The sequence below is a fragment of the Kosakonia sp. YIM B13571 genome (assembly GCF_042788095.1).
Lineage (GTDB): Bacteria > Pseudomonadota > Gammaproteobacteria > Enterobacterales > Enterobacteriaceae > Kosakonia > Kosakonia quasisacchari.
On record NZ_JBHZPL010000006.1, the window covers coordinates 97,572 to 118,329 of the forward strand.

Annotated in this window: 13 protein-coding genes; all 13 read left to right on the forward strand. The window is 51.5% G+C overall.

The annotated features are described in order from the left end of the window. The first annotated feature begins 3 nt into the window (after positions 1-3). The 13 genes from hcp to tssJ all read left to right on the forward strand — a co-directional run bounded on the left by hcp (position 4) and on the right by tssJ (position 20,756). Positions 4-495, forward strand: a complete 492-nt coding sequence (hcp, locus tag ACFX4O_RS15795; protein WP_131407888.1) for a type VI secretion system effector Hcp — start codon at positions 4-6, stop codon at positions 493-495. A gap of 177 nt (positions 496-672) precedes the next feature. Continuing rightward, positions 673-3,312: a type VI secretion system ATPase TssH gene (gene tssH, locus ACFX4O_RS15800; RefSeq protein WP_380210842.1), complete on the forward strand. Its 2,640-nt coding sequence runs from the start codon at positions 673-675 to the stop codon at positions 3,310-3,312. Between the two features lie 53 nt (positions 3,313-3,365). Beyond that, positions 3,366-4,181, forward strand: coding sequence for a lysozyme inhibitor LprI family protein (locus ACFX4O_RS15805; RefSeq protein WP_380210843.1), 816 nt, complete (start codon positions 3,366-3,368; stop codon positions 4,179-4,181). 72 nt (positions 4,182-4,253) lie between these two features. Further along, positions 4,254-6,611 carry a type VI secretion system Vgr family protein gene (locus tag ACFX4O_RS15810; protein ID WP_380210844.1) on the forward strand — a complete coding sequence of 786 codons (2,358 nt, stop codon included), beginning with the start codon at positions 4,254-4,256 and terminating at the stop codon, positions 6,609-6,611. Between the two features lie 14 nt (positions 6,612-6,625). Beyond that, positions 6,626-9,676 (forward strand): glycoside hydrolase family protein, encoded by a 3,051-nt coding sequence (locus ACFX4O_RS15815; protein WP_380210846.1) that lies wholly within the window; start codon positions 6,626-6,628, stop codon positions 9,674-9,676. Positions 9,677-9,692: 16 nt separating this feature from the next. Beyond that, positions 9,693-10,544 (forward strand): hypothetical protein, encoded by an 852-nt coding sequence (locus ACFX4O_RS15820; protein WP_380210847.1) that lies wholly within the window; start codon positions 9,693-9,695, stop codon positions 10,542-10,544. A 332-nt stretch (positions 10,545-10,876) separates the two neighbouring features. Continuing rightward, positions 10,877-11,140 carry a PAAR domain-containing protein gene (locus tag ACFX4O_RS15825; protein WP_380210848.1) on the forward strand — a complete coding sequence of 88 codons (264 nt, stop codon included), beginning with the start codon at positions 10,877-10,879 and terminating at the stop codon, positions 11,138-11,140. A 2-nt stretch (positions 11,141-11,142) separates the two neighbouring features. After that, entirely contained in the window at positions 11,143-12,342 is a 1,200-nt protein-coding gene (locus tag ACFX4O_RS15830; RefSeq protein ID WP_380210849.1) for a hypothetical protein, read from the forward strand. An 89-nt stretch (positions 12,343-12,431) separates the two neighbouring features. Next, positions 12,432-15,719: an ImcF-related family protein gene (locus ACFX4O_RS15835; protein WP_380210850.1), complete on the forward strand. Its 3,288-nt coding sequence runs from the start codon at positions 12,432-12,434 to the stop codon at positions 15,717-15,719. Between the two features lies 1 nt (position 15,720). Further along, a complete protein-coding gene (gene tssA / locus ACFX4O_RS15840; RefSeq protein WP_380210852.1) occupies positions 15,721-17,331 on the forward strand; it encodes a type VI secretion system protein TssA in 1,611 nt (536 codons plus the stop codon). A gap of 56 nt (positions 17,332-17,387) precedes the next feature. Further along, positions 17,388-19,157, forward strand: a complete 1,770-nt coding sequence (gene tssF / locus ACFX4O_RS15845) for a type VI secretion system baseplate subunit TssF (protein WP_380210853.1) — start codon at positions 17,388-17,390, stop codon at positions 19,155-19,157. Further along, a complete protein-coding gene (gene tssG / locus ACFX4O_RS15850; RefSeq protein ID WP_380210855.1) occupies positions 19,121-20,200 on the forward strand; it encodes a type VI secretion system baseplate subunit TssG in 1,080 nt (359 codons plus the stop codon). The genes tssF and tssG overlap by 37 nt, the downstream gene beginning before the upstream one ends. A gap of 31 nt (positions 20,201-20,231) precedes the next feature. Then, positions 20,232-20,756: a type VI secretion system lipoprotein TssJ gene (tssJ, locus tag ACFX4O_RS15855; RefSeq protein ID WP_380210857.1), complete on the forward strand. Its 525-nt coding sequence runs from the start codon at positions 20,232-20,234 to the stop codon at positions 20,754-20,756. The last annotated feature ends 2 nt before the right edge of the window (positions 20,757-20,758 follow it).

Consider the following 20,758-nt stretch of genomic DNA (forward strand, 5'->3'; position numbering starts at 1 on the left):
TCCATGGCAATTCCTGTTTATCTTTGGCTGAAAGACGATGGCGGTGCGGACATCAAAGGGTCTGTGGACGTCAAGGATCGCGAAGGCAGCATCGAAGTCGTTGCACAGCAGCACAACCTGTACATCCCGACGGACAACAACACCGGCAAGTTGACCGGTACACGTATCCACACCCCGTTCCTGTTCACTAAGGAAATCGATTCTTCCAGCCCGTATCTCTACAAGGCGGTGACGACCGGCCAGACCCTGAAGTCTGCGGAATTCAAGTGGTACAAAATCAACGACGCAGGCCAGGAAGTGGAGTACTTCAACACCAAACTGGAAAACGTGAAAGTGGTGAAAGTGAATCCGGTGATGCACGACATCAAAGATCCTTCTTACGAGAAGCACAACCACCTCGAGCAGATCGAACTGCGCTACGAAAAAATTACCTGGACCTACAAAGACGGCAACATCATTCATTCCGATTCCTGGAACGAACGCGCCACTGCATAAGTCGCAAGCGGACAGTCCCCCCTGTCCGCTTTTTCTTTTTTGCTGACTGTCTGCCGCCGCGGGCTTTCAGCAAAGAATCACACAATTTGCCTGCCTGACCTGATGCGCTTTGGGTTCCTTGTCAAAAGGGAAAGCGATGGGCGGTAGCGTACCCGGCACAACCTAAGAGAGAGACAAATGGAAAACTCAGCCGCCCTGTTACGTCGCCTTAATCCTTACTGCGCCCGTGCGCTGGAGGGGGCTGCTTCCCTATGTCAGTCCCGTGCCCATGCGGAAATTTTGCCCGAACACTGGCTGCTGAAACTGCTGGAGCAGGGCGAAGGTGATCTCACGGTGCTGGCGCGGCGCTACGAGTGGGATATGGACAGTATGTGGCAGGCGCTGCTGGGCTGGCTGGACCAGCTTCCGCGCTCGGTACGCAGCCGGCCACAGCTGGCGAACTCTCTCAACACGTTGCTGAAACAGGCATGGATGATAGCGTCGTTGCAGGGCGAAGAAAAAATCCGCAGCCTGCATCTGCTGATTGCGCTGGTTGAAAGCCCGACGCTGATTCATTGCGATGGCCTGTGGCCTCTGCTGACGCTGGGCCAGAGCCAGCTAGAGCGCCTGCGCCCGCTGCTGGATGCACAGTCTGACGAACGCCCGGAAGTGCAGCAGGATGCAGCGCTGGCCCAGAGCCATGGCGGCGATGTGGAGCTTGTCGGGCGTCCTGACGGCGCAGAGGCAAAAGAGGGTGAACTGAGCGCGGCGTTGCAGAACGCACTGGATAAATTCACCCTCGACGTCACCGCTAAAGCGAAAGAGGGCAAAATCGATCCGGTGTTTGGTCGTGATACTGAAATCCGCCAGATGGTGGACATTCTGTCACGCCGTCGCAAGAACAACCCGATTCTGGTGGGGGAACCGGGTGTCGGTAAAACCGCGCTGGTGGAGGGCCTTGCGCTGCGGATTGCCGAAGGCAACGTGCCTGAATCACTCAAACCCGTCGTTCTGCGTACCCTCGATCTTGGGTTGTTGCAGGCGGGCGCAGGCGTGAAAGGCGAATTTGAACAGCGCCTGAAAAATGTCATTGACGCCGTGCAGCAGTCGCCGGTGCCAATTCTGCTGTTTATCGACGAGGCACATACCATCATTGGCGCGGGCAACCAGGCAGGTGGCGCGGATGCGGCAAATCTGCTGAAACCGGCGCTGGCGCGTGGTGAATTGCGTACCATTGCCGCGACAACCTGGTCTGAATACAAACAATACTTCGAGCGCGATGCGGCGCTGGAACGCCGCTTCCAGATGGTGAAAGTGGACGAACCGGATGACGACACTGCCTGTCTGATGCTGCGCGGCCTGAAATCCCGCTACGCCGAATACCATAACGTGCATATCACTGACGATGCCGTGCGTGCCGCCGTCACGCTGTCGCGTCGCTATCTGACGGGCCGTCAGTTGCCGGACAAAGCCGTTGACCTGCTCGATACCGCTAGCGCCCGCGTACGCATGAGTCTCGATACCGTGCCGGAACAACTGACTCGCCTCCGCTCGCAAATTACAGCGCTTGAAATGGAGAAGCAGGCACTGCTGGAAGACATCGCCATCGGGAATCAGAGTCTCGGTGAACGCCTGATGGTGATTGAGCCAGAAGAAGTGCGCCTGACTGCTGAATTCGATGAACTGGAAGCCCGATACGGCCAGGAACTCGCGCTCACCGAACAACTGCTGGCGAACCGCCAGGATATTTCCCGCCAGAGTGAAACTCACACGCTGCAACAGGAACTGAGCGGCATGCAGCACAGCAACCCGCTTCTCTCCGTGGATGTGGACGTGCGCACTGTTGCTAACGTCATTGCCGACTGGACCGGTGTGCCGCTCTCTTCGCTGATGAAAGACGAGCAGACCGAACTGCTGACCCTGGAAAATGAAATCGGCAAACGTGTGGTCGGGCAGGATGTTGCGCTCACCGCCATCGCGCAACGCCTGCGTGCGGCGAAAACAGGCCTCACTTCCGAGAACGGTCCGCAGGGCGTGTTCCTGCTGGTTGGCCCAAGCGGCGTGGGGAAAACCGAAACGGCACTGGCGCTCGCCGATGTGCTGTACGGTGGCGAAAAGTCGCTAGTTACCATCAACCTGTCCGAATACCAGGAGCCGCACACGGTTTCCCAGTTGAAAGGTTCGCCTCCGGGCTATGTCGGCTATGGTCAGGGCGGCATTCTGACCGAAGCAGTGCGTAAGCGTCCTTACGGCGTGGTGCTGCTGGATGAAGTGGAGAAAGCCCACCGTGATGTGATGAACCTGTTCTATCAGGTTTTCGACCGCGGGTTTATGCGCGACGGCGAAGGTCGCGAAATCGACTTTCGCAACACCGTCATTCTGATGACCTCAAACCTCGGCAGCGACCACCTGATGCAACGGCTTGATGAACAGCCGGAAGCCAGCGAAGGCGATCTGCATGAGTTGTTGCGCCCGACCCTGCGCGACCATTTCCAGCCTGCGCTGCTCGCCCGCTTCCAGACGGTGATTTACCGTCCGCTGGCGCAAGCCGCGATGCGCACCATTGTGGAAATGAAACTCATCCAGGTGAGCAAACGCCTGCACCGCCATTACGGTCTGACCACATATATCGACGAGAGCCTGTATGACGCTCTGACGTCCGCCTGCTTGCTACCTGATACCGGCGCGCGAAACGTCGACAGCTTACTCAACCAGCAAATTCTGCCAGTGCTGAGCCAGCAGTTGCTTACCCATATAGCCGCGAAGCAGAAGCCGAAAATGCTGACGCTTGGCTGGAATGAGGTCGAGGGAATTGAACTGGTGTTTGGCGTCGGGTAAGCGATAAAGAATCTACAAAACTAAATCAGTATCTAAAAAAGGGAAATTAAAAAATGTTAAAAAAAATGGCTTTATTAACCGTTATTACAGCATTTTCTAATGCAGCAAATGCCGGGTTGTTTGATTCAAACGATTTTAAATGTGGCAGGGATGATGCAGTAAAAGCGCTTGCTGGATATATAAATGATGAAGCATCGGGTATGTTGCAAAGCAGTTTTATCACAAAGACTAAGTTTAATTACGATAAACCGGTTTTCGTTTACCAGAATATGTTGAATAGCATGAAAGTAGACGTTACGAATGTCTCAACGTCAGGCGTAGGAGGCTATGGTCTGGATTGCAGAGCGACTATTTCAATTAAGATTCCACAAGATACGTTGGATGTGGTAAGCAAGGTCCCTCATTATTTGCAGTATGTCACAGGCGGAAATGGAAAGGTAAACAACAGCGGCGTTACATGGAATGGTGTCACCTATGAAGCCAAACTTGCTGATAATAATAAAGATATACTTTTTAGTAACTTCAACAGGGCTGACGTTTCAGCTGCCATGTTCAATATGAGTGTACTGGCTGTAAATAAGGATCAGATTATTAGTATTCTTTCACAGAGTTCGTTGAATTCAGCACAGTCTGCCTATGCAAGCGCCGATCGTGAACTGAATGCTGTATGGAAAGAGTTACCCGACTCAGTACGAAACTCAATGAAGAAAGAACAGATTGCATGGGTTAATAACAAAGTGACGAAATGCGGAAAAATTTCAGATGGCAAAGCGGAAACAATTAATATGCAGCAGCGAGTTAATATTTACCAGTGCCAGACAAAAATGACTAATGAAAGAATTTCCTATTTAACTGGCGATAATGAATAAGTTTTTTAATTTACGGCATTTATTTATGTAGACATTGACTACCGAGAAAGTGCGGGAGAGAGGATTAAAAGGATGAGTGATTCCGTGATTGCCCTGACGAAGGAAAAAACCGACGTACTACTGGGTATGTCCCGCTACAAGTTGGTTGTTCACGAGTGCCCGCACTTTCTGGATGTCTTCAATTTTAAGGCGGAAGAAAAGCTCAGCGAACCGTGGCATTACACCGTTAAAGTGACCTGCACCGAAGGCGATATTGCCAGCGACAGCATGCTGCTTAAACCGGCGTCGTTCACGCTCCAGGTTCCGCTGTATAACGGCATGCCAGCCACACCATTGCGTACTGTTTATGGCGTAGTTCAGACATTCCAGCGCCTTTCGACTTCTGCTGATGAAACCTGGTACACGCTGAAGATTGTGCCGCGCATCGCGCTGTTGCAGTACACAAAGCGCAGCGAGATTTACCTTAATCAGTCCGTTGTTGAAGTGGTGGAAAAAATTCTGCGTTCACACGGGCTGGAAGGCGCTGATTTTGAGTTCCGTCTGTCGCAGAATTATCCGGCACGTGAACTGATCACCCAGTGGCGAGAAACTGACCTCGAATTTGTGCAGCGTTTACTGGCTGAAGTCGGCATCTTCTGGCGCTTTGAAATGGATGGTCGTCTCGAACAGGATGTGGTGATTTTCCAGGACAGCCCAGAGTATTACCAGTTTGGTGTAACTCTGCCGCTGATCCCGCCGTCACGCACCAGCGATAATGGGCAGCTCAGCGTATGGGATATTAAAACTGACCATCAGGTGGTGTCAGAAAGCGTAGCCAACCGTGATTACAACTACCGCGAGGCGTTGACGCCACAGGACAGCTCTGCGTCTGTCAACACCACGGATGGCATCACTACAGGCGAGGTGTATCACTACGCAGAACCTTTTCTGAGCGAAGGTGATACCGACACTCCAGAGAGTGGGGCGTACTATGCCCGATTGCGTCATGAACGTATTCTGAATGCACAGCAGTCGGTCATTGGTAAAACAACCAGCCCAATGCTGGCTCCGGGCGAGGTACTTGAACCGTTGGGAGCGCTTCCTGCCAGCCTAAAAGACGGCATCGTCATCATCGGCGTGCAAAGCAGTGGTTCGCGTAAGCAAAGCTTTAAGATGACCTTTACCGGCATCCCTTACAGCGAAGCCGTGTGCTATCGCCCGCCGATACATAATCGCCCAGTGATTGCCGGTACATTGCCTGCTCGCGTGGAAAGCACTGAGAAAGGCGATACCTATGCATGGCTGGACAATCAGGGCCGTTATCGCACTAAACTGGATTTCGACCGCAGCGACAACGAACAGGGTTATGCCTATCTGTGGCTACGTATGGCGAAGCCGTATGCCGGAGACAATTACGGCTTCCATGCGCCACTGCTCGACGGAACCGAAGTGTCGGTGATGTTCGATGCGGGGGATCCTGACCGTCCGTATATCGCCCATGCCCAACACGATTCTGAACACCCGGATCACGTCACTGACGATAATCACACACGCAACGTCCTGCGAACGCCTGCGAACAATAAACTCCGCATGGAAGATAAGCGTCAGCAAGAGCACATCAAGCTCGCGACGGAGTTCGGCAAGACCCAGCTCAATATCGGCCATCTGGTTGGTGCCCGGCGCGAAAAGCGCGGTGCGGGTTTTGAACTGCGCACCGATGAGTTTGGTGCCGTGCGTGCTGCCCGTGGGATTTACCTGACAGCGGATGCTCAGACCAAAGGCCTGGGGCAGGTGCTGGAGATGAACCAGGCGGTCAGCCAGATAATCCAGGCCAACAGCGAGATGCAGGCATTGAACGGGGCTGCCGAACAGGCGAAAGCACTGACATGCGATATTCAAACACAGAACAATTTGATCCAAAACCGCCTGAAAGATTTGCAGTCCGCCGTGGTGCTGGCTTCTGCTCCGCAAGGAATTGCCCTTACCTCTGGCGAACATCTGCAACTGAGTAGCACGAAAAACACCATGGTCACCGCAGGGCAGCATGTTGATATCGGAGCAATGAAGAATGTCACGGTGAGCGCAGAGCAATCCCTGGGGCTGTTTGCCCATAAAGCGGGGGCGAAGATCATTGCTAATCAGGGCAACGTAGAAGTACGCGCACAGCACAGCACGCTTGAGATGAGCGCCGACCAGCAGTTCACGATCACCAGCAGTAAAGATGAAATCACCATCAGCACTCCGAAAACCCTGACGCTGAACGGTGGTGGTTCCTACCTGAAGCTAAGCGAAAGTGGAATTGAACATGGGACTAAGGGGGACTTTATTACCAGGGCTTCGAATTATCTTGTCCCTGGAACAGGGAATACCCTTCTCGCTGAAACCCCAGACTTTAGAAAAACCGATATTAGTGTTACTGGAAAAAATTCCGCCAAATGGGCCAGTGAATAACAGGGAGGAAAACGATGGCTTCAATACCAAAAATCACCTTCCCGATACCAGCCAATGGAAAAGGTAAGGTATTCGGAAATTCGGAAGAACTGTTAAGTCTTCTGGGCCGTGAGAGCTCAGGTCTTTATTTGGTCGGCAGTCAGGGTATGTGGCATGGCGGCATTCATATTACTGATGCCAGCGCGCCGTGGTGCGCGTTAACCGGAAGCAATCCTTCTGAACTGAATTATGTAAACAAGCCTTATGACGGGGCACAGGCTGTCAGGTGTATGGCTGACGGTGAAATTGTGGCATATCGCGTCTGTGAGGATTACGACTTCATTGCATGGCGTGGAGATAAACTTTACTTCTCAACATCATTTGTACTAGTTAAACATTACATCCAGCCAGGAGAAAATACGTCCGGCGGACTGACGTTTCATACGCTTTATATGAATCTGGCTCCCGTCTCAGCTTACGGCGAGGTGGATATAAATCTCCGAGAGACAGCAAAAGGTCAGTCTTATTACACCTCCCCGGAGCAGGTGAGTACGGGTACGGCAATGGGCTCGTTACCTGTGGGCACTCAGGTGAAGGTGAGTGACAAGCTAATGACTTCTGCACATCCAGGCCATCATCGCCGCCAGTTTTGTGAGGTGACGGTTATGAATGATATCGGCTCGCTGGCGGCTGGTGATAAAGTTTGGACGGTATCAGACAGGGGCTGGTTGAAACCACTTTACGGTAAGGCTACACAGCCTTCCTGGTGGAAAAAATGTTCGCCAGCCTATCATGCCGGGACCAACAGTGAGCAGGGTTATAAAACCAGTACGGTTCTGAAAGCTTATTTCAGCACTGAGGATGTAAGTGCAGGCTCTGATCGGAGTAGGCTGCCGAAAGATTTTCCCATTACGGTTGATCCGGGCATCTCCTCATTTACCCGACCAACTGATAATCGTATTTTCAACCTTGTGACCCTGGGCAGGGATAATGGGGTGTTAAAAAAAGGTGACCGGGTCTGGGTCGTTTCGGACAATGACAATCTTATCGCAGAGGGTAAGCAGTCACAGGAACAGGGAAAATTCGGCGAAGTTGTGGCCCCTGAAACGCCTGTGTATATCAGTGCCGGAGACAGCATTGGTCATCTTGGTTTTTACGAGTTACCGGAAGAAAACGGCAAACGCTCACGTTACCAGGTGCACATTGAATGTCTGAGCCCGGACAATAAGCTACCTACCTTCCTGACCAACCCCGACAAAGTTGGGGAAGACAATCCTGCATACTTGAACTATGCAGAAGGGGTCACATTATTTATGCCGGATGCGTCGGGTAAAATGGCGAGCACTGAGCGTAAAAGCCGTACACCTGGCATACTGACCCGTTCAACAGTGCCTGGTGTGGATGCTGATGGGAAGGCACTGACGGATAATACCAATGCAGCGTATTACCAGGTAAGACCAGAAGGCGGCTGGATGGCTGCGAGTGATGTGAAAAAAGTGGCACAATTCGACCTGACTTCACTGGGATTTGCCACTTTGGATAAGGCACCAGAAAGCTTCGACCTGATAGATGGTATCCATCACCCTGACAACGTTGTAAAGGGGATCCTTAAACAACTCTATCAAGCCGCGCAGAATGAAACGGACAGTAGCAGGGCGATGAACCAGTATAATTACAATCGTCTTCTGAAGCAGATCGACTCCAATAATGACGGACAATACTCTGAGCAAGAGTATTTGCAGGCTGTGCATAACCCGTCTTACCGCGATCATCTCTACCGCATTATCGTCAGGCACCCCAGCGAATGGTACTACGGAAAGGACGATACCTACTGGAAAACGTATCTGGATACACTGACTACGGATCCGTCTCTGGCTGTATGGAAAACGTATACAGAAATCTTTATCGAGAAGATGAAGTGGATGGAGTCGGTTTCCGGGATGGTGGCTGAGCCGTGGCATATGCATCCGGTAGCCTTTTTATTCGCAATATCTCAGAATAAAAGTAAGGAAGTCATTTTCCCTCTGAAAGTTAAACCTAAAAATGATATCGAAGGTGTCTGGAAACAATATTATTGGGCAGCGTCATTAAGTGACAGTAATGCATCTCAGGCGATTTTTGGACGAAGTCGTTCTAATGGTAATAGGAAACATGCTGCTCGTGATTTATATACAGGTCCATCTACAGAAATTGTTGCTGTATGCAATGGAGTAATCAGGAGTATTACTCACTACTATTATGGCACTTGGCAGATTACCGTTGAACATACGACTGAGAATGGCCAGCATTTTTACATCAGATATGGTGAAGTCGATCCACGTAGTATCATTGTTCATACTGGTCAGCATGTAATGCAAGGCTCTGCCCTTGCTAAAACAGGTTTGATGATTAATCCATTAACAGGCCAGCATCCAAATATTATCCCAGGTCAAGTAGTTTATATGCTTCATTTTGAATACTATCTGGGAGGTGGAGATGTACCACCGCCTAATAATACACCAAACCCGCCATTCCAGCGCCGTGATGACCTGCACGATCCTATTGATATATTAATGGAAGGGTATAAAAATACATTTGAAGAAGTTCTCGCAGAGGTTGGTGAGAGAATTTCTATCGAGAATTTAACATTGTCAAATGAAGGGAAGTCTTTTATCAAAGGATGGGAGTTATTTGAGCCGGAAGCATATAATGATTCGGAAGGGTTTTGTTCTATCGGATATGGACATTTGATTGCCAGAACAAAATGTGAAGATATTATATTGCCAGATGAATTTAAAAATGGAATATCTATTTCTAAAGCAGATGAATTATTCGATGGGAGAGTCTCTGGCTATGTTGCCGAACTTAAGGAAAAGGTCAATGTGGTTCTATTCCAGCACGAATTTGATGCGTTAGTGAGTCTACTTTTTAACATGGGTAGTATGCGAAAGGCGCCATTGCTAAATTCAAAGCTCAATCAAGCCGATTATGAAGGGGCTTCGGCCGAATTTCTTGATATAACAAATGGTGGCCTGAGTGGTCTTGTCGCAAGACGGCGGTCGGAGCAAAATTTATTTTTGCATAATATCTATGATTCATCACATTAATTTCACAAGGATAAATATGTGTAATCGAATCCATTCTGTTTTTTTATTACTGATATCATTACTTTCAGGTGTTGCACATTCAGATGATGATACACAAAGGACTCGCTGGGTGTTTGATAAAGTTTCAGAGCATGATATTTTTGGTAAGCATAATAGCGATATAATCAATCATCTTAATATGATTTACAATAAGTCCATTTTGAATGTTGAGGGCAATAAGTTAATAATAACCAATGATTTTTTGGAAAAAAGAAATGTATGCTCTACGGAATATATTAAGCTGAAGAAAAGTGCTATTTCATACTTCATGTCGACTAAGGTGGCAAGCATGTATAGTATGCTATTCAAAAATGAAAATATTCAGTTCCCAGAGGATATTTATGAAATCACATCATTGTTTCCTGGTAAAGAGTGTCCAGCTCCTTATGATGAAATTGTAAAGACTGGGAGTAATTTGTTTATTACCGATCAGAGTTATATTGTTTTTTATAAGCAGAGCGATGTAATTGCACCTCAGGATAATACTTTGCATCCAAAGAATAATTGGGATAAATACTGTCATAATGAAAATGTTGGCCGCCAATTTGATAGTGCGTCTAAGTATATTTGTGTATTTGACAATATGGATGTAAAGGAGTCTTATGGGAAGTTTATCTCATTTGATAAAAATATATCTGGTAACTTAAAAAATAATCCACCTGACAATAATGATAGCTATAAAATAAATGGTGGTTCTGTCGTTTATAAATGGATTAACAAAGACAAGCTAAGTATATCTGTTGTAATGGATTCCGAAACCACTAATTATTATTTTGATAAGGATAATACAGGCACAAAGTTATATGTGCTATTTGATACGCAGTATTAGTGGTGGTCATTTTTATTGTTTTTAGTCTGCATTATTGTTTTTTTTGATGATTAGTTTGGCTACTTTTGACGGCCATTACGATGATTTTTCTTTCATGAGATATTTTACTAGTGTTGTTTTAATACTGGAAATGCTTAGGCGGCAGGCTTTAATTTCAAATCTAGGGGGATGATCTTGACGGCACGAAAAATTACGTGCTGACGGATAAAAAATGATTAAATGTTAGTTATATCTATGCAAAGGACATGCATTGTAATTACAGAATAAAACAGTGAGTTAGTGTTTCTTATTTGTTAAGTGAAACCATAGATGTAATTTAGGGATATATAGCTATGTTAGCGATCGTTCGTATTGGTGATAAAACCACGCATGGTGGCGCTGTGTTAACAGGATTCTGCACGATGAAGTTTGGTGGCATTGGTGTCGCACGTAAAGGAGATAAGGTTTCATGTCCAAAAGATGGACATGGGTCTACACCAATCATTGAGGGAAATCCAAACTATCTAGATCAGGGGATTCCCGTTGCGTTCCATGGCCATAAATGCGGATGTGGCTGTACGTTGATCAGCTCATTTTCGGCGGGTAAGGTAGCATAAATATGCCGGTGTTTCTGGATGAGGTCCCTGCGGAAGTCCTCAAAGTTAACCGCCCGAATATACGTAAGTGGTTAATGTTATTGGTGTTTTTTATGGCAGTAGGCTACCTCTTGTCATTTTTATTTTGGGCTGGTATGAAAGGGGGGCTTATTTTCTGGTTTACCGCTCTTGGCCTTCCTCTTTGCGTGTGGGGTATTTTTTTTAGCTTTCGTCGCATTGCATACAAAACAGACCAGGTTTGGGCAGAGTCCTGGAATGCTAATCGCAATGCGCTCTGGAATGAAGAAATTTTACGTGGGCAGCGTTTTGCATGGCTTATTGCTTCAGGTGTAATAACGCAGTCTGGAAGCAGAACAGATAAAATACTTTCTGCAATACAATCCTCTTATCCAATCATACAAGTACAAAAAACAAGAGATGGAAACCATATCCGACATTCAAAATTGCCTGGGTTTGAAGAGTATCAATCGGCAGAATTCTGCGTAGCCATTAAAACACTTGTTACACAAATTAGACCTGTACTTGCAACAATCCCATCGGACATTGCATGTTGGTTGATAACTGACTTTGATACGCCGGGGATCCCTGATGCATTACCAATCGTTTCAGATCTTATTTTATCAGAGACCGGACGTTCTTTCGTTTTATTCAAGGGCAATGGGTTTGAAGCGTTCGATAGCTGGCTTGATAATACTTGGCGTAAACCTTCATTACTTTTATCTATCACCGCAGAAATACGTCAAGCCCCCAGCGAAGGTGAAGGCGAAGCAATAACATTGACATTAATGCTGAACAGAAAACACTTGGATATTCCTGAGGCCGTGCAATTACGCAGGCCTGAAAAATACAAAAATGATTCTCTGACGAAAACACTTTCACGGGCACTGCTCTGGAGTCAATTATCACCAGAAGAGATTAAGGGAAGTTGGATTACTGGATTGAATTTCTCACAAAGTGGAGAGTGGCATTTTGCGTGTGAAGAAAACAACTTATCTCTCAATATGACTGAAAATCATAAAAACATAGATGATTTCATCGGTTATTGCGGTGTGTCTGCTCCCTGGCTAACGGTGGCAATATCCTCACTAGTTGCTCGTTCAGGAGCGGCACAAATAATAGCCGTTGAAACTAATAAAAATGACATCTGGATTACCGGTATTACACCTGGAGGTAACTCTGGGATACGACAGGACACATTGTGAAAGTAAAAACACTTATCGGGAGCATCATACTCACACTTATTTTTTTTATCGCCATTCTTGTGTACCTGTTCATAGTTTGGCCGGAAAAAATGGCGCACTGGACCGGTATTGGTCCGTTCGCCAATACCCAGTTGCTGATATGGAGTCTGGTTTCAATTCTGATCATTGGCCTTATCGGCTGGGTTATTGAACGATTGTTTGAGCGCAAGGGAAAAACGGGGGTTAAGGCAGCTTTTGAGGAAAATAAAAAAAAGTCCGTCGAGTATCAGAATTTCTTGGTTCTCCAGGATCAAAGTGAGAAAGGATTTTTCAACAGCGTAGAGCTCACCGATCACCTCCGTCTGCGCTACGGCCGCCGCTGGCAGTCCAAAGCCCGCTTGCTGCTGGTTCAGGGCACCGATGAACATATCGAAAAAGTGGTTCCGGGGCTCAAACGTGACCACTGGCAGGAAAACGAAGGCATTGTTCTGATCCATGCCGGGTTGGCAAAAGCCGAGCCGGAGCGAGAATTTGTTGACGCGCTAAATGAGGTGCGCCCTCAGCGTCCAATAGATGGCATCGTGCAGGTAATGGACTGTGCGCGGCTTCCGGATGCCACTGCACTGGATACACTGGTTCGTAGCCGCCAGAAAGGTGATTTGCTGTTTGGCTGGCAGGCTCCGGTCTGGCTGTGGTTTATCTACGAGGAGGCGTGGAATCAGGAAGGCGAGGGCGTTCCTGCGACAGGTACATTGTTCGGGCCGGGGGCTGCACCAGCAGTCGCCGTTGAGTCACTGACCACGCTTTCTTCTCGTTTGCGCCGTGTGGGTATAGCGGTGTTGCTGCGTAATACTCGCCACGACTGGCTGCTGCAGTTATCCGTTCAACTGCGCGGGCGTCTTAAACAACAGTTAACCCCATTGCTGACCAGCCTGATGACCGGCCCGGCACCTTACCGTTTGCGCGGCATGATGTTCAGTCCTGTTCTGGCAGCAACCGCCACTTTGCCACACGCGCGTCTGAGCCACCCGGCCTGGCAGGCGCTGGGAGAGGATTGTCTACATGTTCAAGCCCACAAAATCGGATTCCACTGGCAGCGCGTTCTGCGTCTGATACTGCTGGCGCTGGTTCTGCTATGGGGCGCGGGAACGTTGCTTTCCATGACGGTTAACCGTACTCAGATTTATCAGGCTCAGGAAACCGCACGCGTGGCCGCCGATACAAAGCAACCGTTGACGGAACGCCTACGCAATCAGCTCTTTCTGCAGCAGGCCATTGCCCGCTTGCAGGACAGGCAAGCTCACGGAGCGCCCTGGTATACCCGCTTTGGCCTGAATCAGGACCGTGAAACTCTGAATTCACTCTGGCCACTGTATGCCCGCAACAACCAGGTGCTGATGCGTGATGCGCTGGCTGATGAGCTCCACCGTCAGTTGGCCGTTTTTGTTCAGCTCCCTCCTGCTAGTGATGCACGTACTGCCGCTGCCCCAAAAACCTATAACCTGCTGAAGGGCTATCTGATGCTGGTGCGTCCGGATAAAGCGGATGCGCCCTGGCTTGCTGCAAACATGCTGAAAATCTGGCCGATTCGTGCTGGCGTTAGCGACAATGTCTGGCAGACCCAGGCTCCGAAATTACTCGGATTCTATGCCCAGAATCTGCCTGCACACCCGGAATGGAAAATTAAGCCAGATGCAGACCTGGTTGGCACTGTACGCCAGATTCTGCTCAAGCAGATTGGGCAGCGTAATGCGGAGTCTGGTCTGTATCAGGAGATGCTGCAGCGCATCGCCCGCAACTGGCCGGACTTAACGCTGGCAGATATGACCGGTGATGCCGACGCGTCGACCTTTTTCTCTACTTCCGAAGTGGTGCCGGGCATGTTTACCCGCCAGGCATGGGAAGAGCAGGTCGAGAGCGCTATTGATGAAGTGGTGAAAACCCGCCGCGCGGAAATCGACTGGGTGCTGACCGATAAGACCCATCCGGCTGGCAGTGATATCTCGCCGCAAGCGCTGGAGCAGCGCCTGACTGAGCGTTATTTTACTGATTTTGGTAATGCCTGGCTGAACATGGCTAACAGCATTCAGTGGCATGAGGCCGAATCGCTGTCCGAAGCGGTTGCTCAACTCAACCTATTGGCGGATGTGCGTCAGTCACCGCTGGTAGCGCTGATGAATACGCTGGCCTGGCAGGGACAGACCGGAGCCAAAAGCGAGCGACTTGCCGATTCACTGGTCGATTCGGCGAAAAAGCTGGTTGGGCGTAAAAAGAATGCGCAACAGTTTATCGAACAGGCGCAGGGGCCAAAAGGGCCGCTGGATGGCGTGTTTGGACCACTGAACAGCCTGATAGCAGGGAAAGACAGCACGGGCACTAACGGTAATCTCAGCTTCCAGTCCTGGCTGGCGCGTGTGACGCAGGTGCGCCTCAAATTGCAACAAGTTACCAGTGCGCCTGATCCGCAGGCGATGGCGCAGATGCTGGCCCAGACGGTCTTTCAGGGCAAGGCCATCGATCTGACGGATATCCGCGATTATGGCGGCCTGGTGGCGGCAAGCCTCGGACAGGAGTGGAACGGTTTTGCTCAGGCGCTGTTTGTGCAGCCGTTGGATCTGGCCTGGCGTCAGGTGCTGGCGCCGGCGGCAGGCAGTCTGAATACCCGCTGGCAGAGCACGATTATGTCTCAGTGGAACACGGCGTTTGCCGGGCGTTATCCCTTTAAAGCCACAGGAAGTGATGCCTCATTACCCTTGCTGGCGCAGTTCCTGCGCGGTGATTCCGGACATATTACCGCATTCCTCAAGACTAACCTTGGCGGGATCCTGCATCAGGAAGGCAGCCACTGGGTGGTCGATCCTTCTGCAAGCCAGGGCATGACCGTCAACCCGGCGTTCCTGGCGGCTATTAACCAGTTGGCCGATATTTCCGACATTATTTTCGCGCAGGGAGATGCAGGGGTTCATTTTGAACTGATGGCCCGCCCTTCACGTGATGTTGCGCGGATGCAACTGACGCTGGACGGTCAGAATCTGGATTACTTCAACCAGATGGAAAGCTGGCAGAGCTTCACCTGGCCGGGCAATACCTGGTATCCGGGTGTGGATTTGAGCTGGAGAAGCGTGAACACGGAAATGCGGCTCTATGAGCACTATCAGGGAAACTGGGGCTTTATTCGTTTGCTCGATAAAGCGCTGATCACGCCGCTCGACAGCAGCCGTACACAACTGGTGTGGAGCACCCCGGACGGCAATCCGCTGAAATTTATCCTGCGCAGCGAGCTGGGCGATGGCCCGCTGGCGTTGCTGAACCTGCAGGGTTTCCACTTGCCGGAATCTATCTTCCTGGTAAAGGCTGATGCCGTGAATAACACCCTGGCAGCCACGGAGGGAGAATAAAATGTCTACTGCAAAAACGCTACTGGCACTGTGTGTTCCCGCTGAAGCGCAGCAGTCAACACTGCTCGTCCGGCAGCGGAGCAGTCTGTCTCGATGGGATAACTGGCTCAAACCATTAGCGGACAATGGCGGGGCGGGGGACGACCCTGCCTATGACGACGATTTCCAGTTGATGCGCGAGGAAATCAACAAACTTTCCGGCACCGACCCAGAAAAGCTTTGCCAGCTGGCTGAAAAAATTCTCTGTCGCACCGCCCGGGACGTAAGGGTGGTTACCTGGTATATCTTCGCCCGTCTGCAACGGGAAGGCGAGGCCGGGCTGTGTGAGGGGCTGCAACTGCTGGCGGCCATGCTGACCCGTTACGGTGAGCACTGTCATCCGCTCCGCCCCAATGCACGCAAGTCCGCGCTTGAGTGGCTGAACAGTACAAAGATGCAGGACACGCTTTCACTGTGGCCGGATGCCAGCCGGGAACAGACCTCACAGACGGCAGCCGTGCTGAGTTTGCTGGATAGCCAACTGGAAAGCTGGCCGGAGGGCGAACGTCCCTCTCTCGACGGTTTATCCCGCGCGCTGGAAATCCGTCTGGCAGGCTCCGGCGGGCTGGATGGCTTAACATCGCAAAGCATCAGTACAGCCGAAAATACGCCTGTTTTAACGGTCAGACAGTCCGCCCCGGACAGCGTTGTTAAGTCCGAAGGGGAATTTTTAAGTCAGTCGAAAGTGCTCTCCCGCTGGCTGGCCGATCAGCAGGATGGCTGGCTGGCGTCGCACCGGCTGATGAAAGCGGTTCGCTGGGATACTGTGGGGCAAATCCCGGCGTTGGATGCCAGCGGTCGCACCCGTCTTTCACCTCCCAAACCGGATTATCGCGCGCAGCTTAAGCGACTGTATTTGCAGCAGAGCTGGACGGAGCTGGTGGAGCAGGCCAGCACTATGTTTTGCGAAGGTGGTAACCGTTTCTGGCTCGACCTGCAGTGGTATCTCTGGCAGGGGCTGTCCCGCGCCGGACAACCCTGGGATGGCTGGGCGGACTACATTCTCTGCGACCTGAAGCTGCTGCTGGCCCGCTTGCATGGCCTCGAACAGCTCTCCTGGAGTGACGGCACGCCGTTTGCCGATGAAGTGACGCTGACCTGGATTGCTGAAAAGGTGAATGATGATATGTCGGGGTTTGGCAATGAACCCGCTTCGGTTGCCGGCGGCGGACAAACGGATGACATTCTCGCACTGGAAGCAGAGGCGATGGAAAAGGGCGACAGTGATGGCCCTGAGGCTGCGCTTGGCTGGCTCCAGCATCGCCCTGGTATGGAATCCCCGCGTAGCCGTTGGTTGCTGCGTCTGCTGATGGCTCGTGTTGCCGAACAGTTCGGGCGCAATGAAATGGCGCTCCATCTGCTCGGTGAACTCACGAGTAGCGCACCACAGCTGACGCTTAACGACTGGGAGCCTGCGCTGCTGTTTGAAGTGCATGCCCGCCGCCTGAAGCTGTTACGCCTTAAAGCAGGCCGCAGTGAAAGCGATAAAACGCGCCTCGCCCCTGAAATGGACGAACTGCTGGCTGGCCTTATCGCCATCGATCCCGCCCGGGCGATGGTGCTGTGCGGCTGAAAAAGCTGCATGTGATTTCTCTTTTTTGACTACCACGACATTCAGGAAAACCGTGCATGGATGATTTAACCCTGCGCTATTACGAAGCAGAGATGCGTTACCTGCGTGAAGCCGGTAAAGAATTTGCCCGCGCCCATCCCGACCGCGCAGCCATGCTCAATCTGGATAAAACCGATGCCCGCGACCCGTACGTAGAACGTCTGTTTGAAGGGTTTGCCTTCCTGATGGGACGTCTGCGTGAAAAGCTCGATGATGATCTGCCGGAACTGACCGAAGGGCTGGTGAGTCTGCTCTGGCCGCACTATATGCGCACCATTCCGTCACTCTCCGTGGTGGCGTTTGAACCGGAATGGCACCAGCTAAAACAGGCTGAAATTCTGCCAGAAGGCTTCTCGGTGTTGTCGCGTCCGGTTGGCCCGGACAAGACCATCTGCCAGTACCGTGCGACCCGTGATATCACCCTGCAGCCAATTCATCTGGCAGATGCCCGTTTGCAGACCGAGCCTGACGGACGTGGCGTCATTCGCCTGCGCTTTGAGTGCAGCAGCAGGGTGGACTGGACCAAAAGTGGCATTGATAAAGTTGCCCTCTACCTTGATGCCGAAAGCCCGGTGGCTTCAGCGTTGCATCTGGCGCTGACCCGCCGGGTGCATGCGGTATACGCCCGTCACGCAGGGACCTGCACCGAACGCATCCGCTTTGACGGTTGGTGTAAGCCGATGGGCTTTGAAGATAACGCGCGTCTGTGGCCGAAAGGCGATTCTGCATTCAGCGGCTATCAGCTGCTGCTAGAGTATTTCAGCTTTCGGCAGAAGTTTATGTTTGTCGAGCTGCGTGGGCTGGAGTTGATCGGGCTCAACCAGGATACCACCTGGTTTGAAACCGACATTGTGCTTGATGGCGGCTGGCCACCCGATATGCCGTTTGAAACCGAAAACTTTCGTCTGCATTGCGCGCCGGTGATTAATCTCTTCACGCTGGAAGCAGATCCGCTGACTATCGACCCGCTGGAAAACGAATACCTGCTGCGCCCGCTGCGTGTACAGGACGGACATACGGAAATCTACAGCGTCGATAATATTCACGGCGCGGTGAAAAATGGCAAACACCCTTATGTACCATTCACTAGCTTCCGTCATCGCGGCGGCATGATGCGCTTTGACGCGCCGGAGCGCTATTTCCACACCCGCGTGAAGCGTGGTCCGTCCGGGCTGTATGACACCTGGCTTATCCTCGGCGGCCGTTCGTTTGAGATGGAACAGCTCTCTGAAAAACCGGAATCGCTCTCTATTCGTATCACCGGTACCAACGGTCAAATGCCCCACAAGGCGCTGGAAAGTACGTTGCTCGACCGGGTGGTGAAGGCCGGTAAGGTAGCGGTGAAGGTGCGGAATCTCAGTGCGCCGACATTGCCACTCTATCCGCCAGCGAATGACCGCTTCCACTGGCGGGTGATGAGCCATCTGGGCTCCAGCTTTCTGAGCATGATGGATAACCCGGAAGTGCTGCGCGGCACGCTGGCACTGTATGACTGGACCGACGATGAGATGAACCGACGCCGTCTGGAAGCCATCGTGGCGGTGCGGCACACGCTGGTGCGTCGCTTTGAACGTGGCTACATGCTGCGCGGGGTTGAGATTGAAGTCACGCTCAATGCGGACAACTTCGCCGGGGAGGGGGATGTGAATCTGTTTGGGGAAATGCTGCACCGCTTCTTTGCGCTATATGCCGATGTTCACCTCTTCAATCAGCTTACGCTGGTGCTGCAACCGACAGGGAAACGACTTCGATGGAAAGAGAATCACAGCCAGCACGTGCCGGGCTGACGGAGCAACTTGGCAAAGATATCTGGCGGGTTAACTTTTACCGCTTCTGCCAGTTGCTTGAGCAGCACAATCCCGACGCGCCATTACTGGGTACCGCCGAGAAACCAACTGCCGACCCGGTGCGCTTTCGCCCCTGGCCGGGGATGGGGTTTCCGGTCAGTGAATTACGCACCGTTGAGACGGATGAAGAACATCCGCAACTGCCCCCCACGGTCCGCACGACATTTCTGGGGATGTACGGTGTGGATTCACCGCTACCGACCGCTTATCTGGATGATATCGCCCAACGGCGGGAAGGGTATGAAGCCACAACGGCCTTTCTCGATATCTTTAGTCACCGCATCACCACTCAGTACTACCGAATCTGGCGTAAATACGCCTATCCGGCGACCTTTGAAGCGGGCGGCACCGATGAGACTTCGCAATGCCTGCTGGGGCTGGTGGGCCTGGGTATTCCCGGTACGGCTGAAAATGTGGCAACTCCCGTTTCCCGATTTCTGGCACTGCTGGGTGCGATGCGCCTGCCAACCCGCAACGCGGAAGGTATTCGCCAGCTGGTTAGCCTGCTGGCCCCGGATACCACCGCAACAATTATTAGCCCGGACCCGGTCAAAGTGCAGGTGGCTCAGCGCAGTGGGCTGGGGAAAGAAAATCGAGTTTCCCTGGCGCAGCGTGCCTCGCTTGGTAAAACCGGCAAAGAGGCCTGCAGTCGTATTCTGCTGATGCTGGCAACCAGTAGCCCGATTGAAGCCGAAGGCTGGCTCTCCGGTGGTCAGTTACACACCGATCTGATGGTGTTGCTGCGCGTGTATCTGGGCTATCGATCTGATGTGCGCCTGCGCCTGACCGTACCGGTGAATGTTTTGCCGGAACCCCGTCTCGGGCAAAAGCGCCGCATCCAGCTTGGACGTACCGGCATTGTGGGGTTGAAACGCGACAAGCCCGGCAAGCACCGCTATCTGACCGTCAGCCTGGGTTGCTATGAGGGGCTGGATTGCAAACCCCTGCATCCCGCACAGGATGGCACTTACCGCTTTGACTAATTCTCCTGTTTATTCTGAAAGGAACCTCTGAATGGCATCCGTTTTTCTGCGACAGGTTGTTCTGCTCGCTCTCTGCTGCCTGCTGTCCGGTTGCGGCCTGATGCAGGCCGTTTCCGATGGTGCGGTCGGCATGACCAAATCGATTTTCTACAAAAAAATAAAAGTACTGCATCTCGACTTTGAACCGCGCTCGGGGGTCAATGCCGATGAGGCGCAGACGCCGCTGGCAACCATGGTTCGTGTCTATCAACTAAGGGATCGTCAGAAGGTGGATGCCGCCGACTACCAGATGCTGCTGCGTGAAGCCGATACGGTGCTGAAGGAGGACATTGTGGCGAGCAAATCCCTGCTGGTGATGCCCAAAGGCAGCGTGATGCTCAATATGCCGATGGATGAAGAGGCGCAATATGTCGCGGTTATTGGGTTGTTCAACCGGCCGGATTTAAAAAACAACACCTGGCAGTTGGTGCTGAGCCGCGATGACCTCGAACCGGACAAGCCACGCACCATTGAACTGGGTAGCGGATTCCTGACGCTGGTTCCCGTTAAGGAGTGACA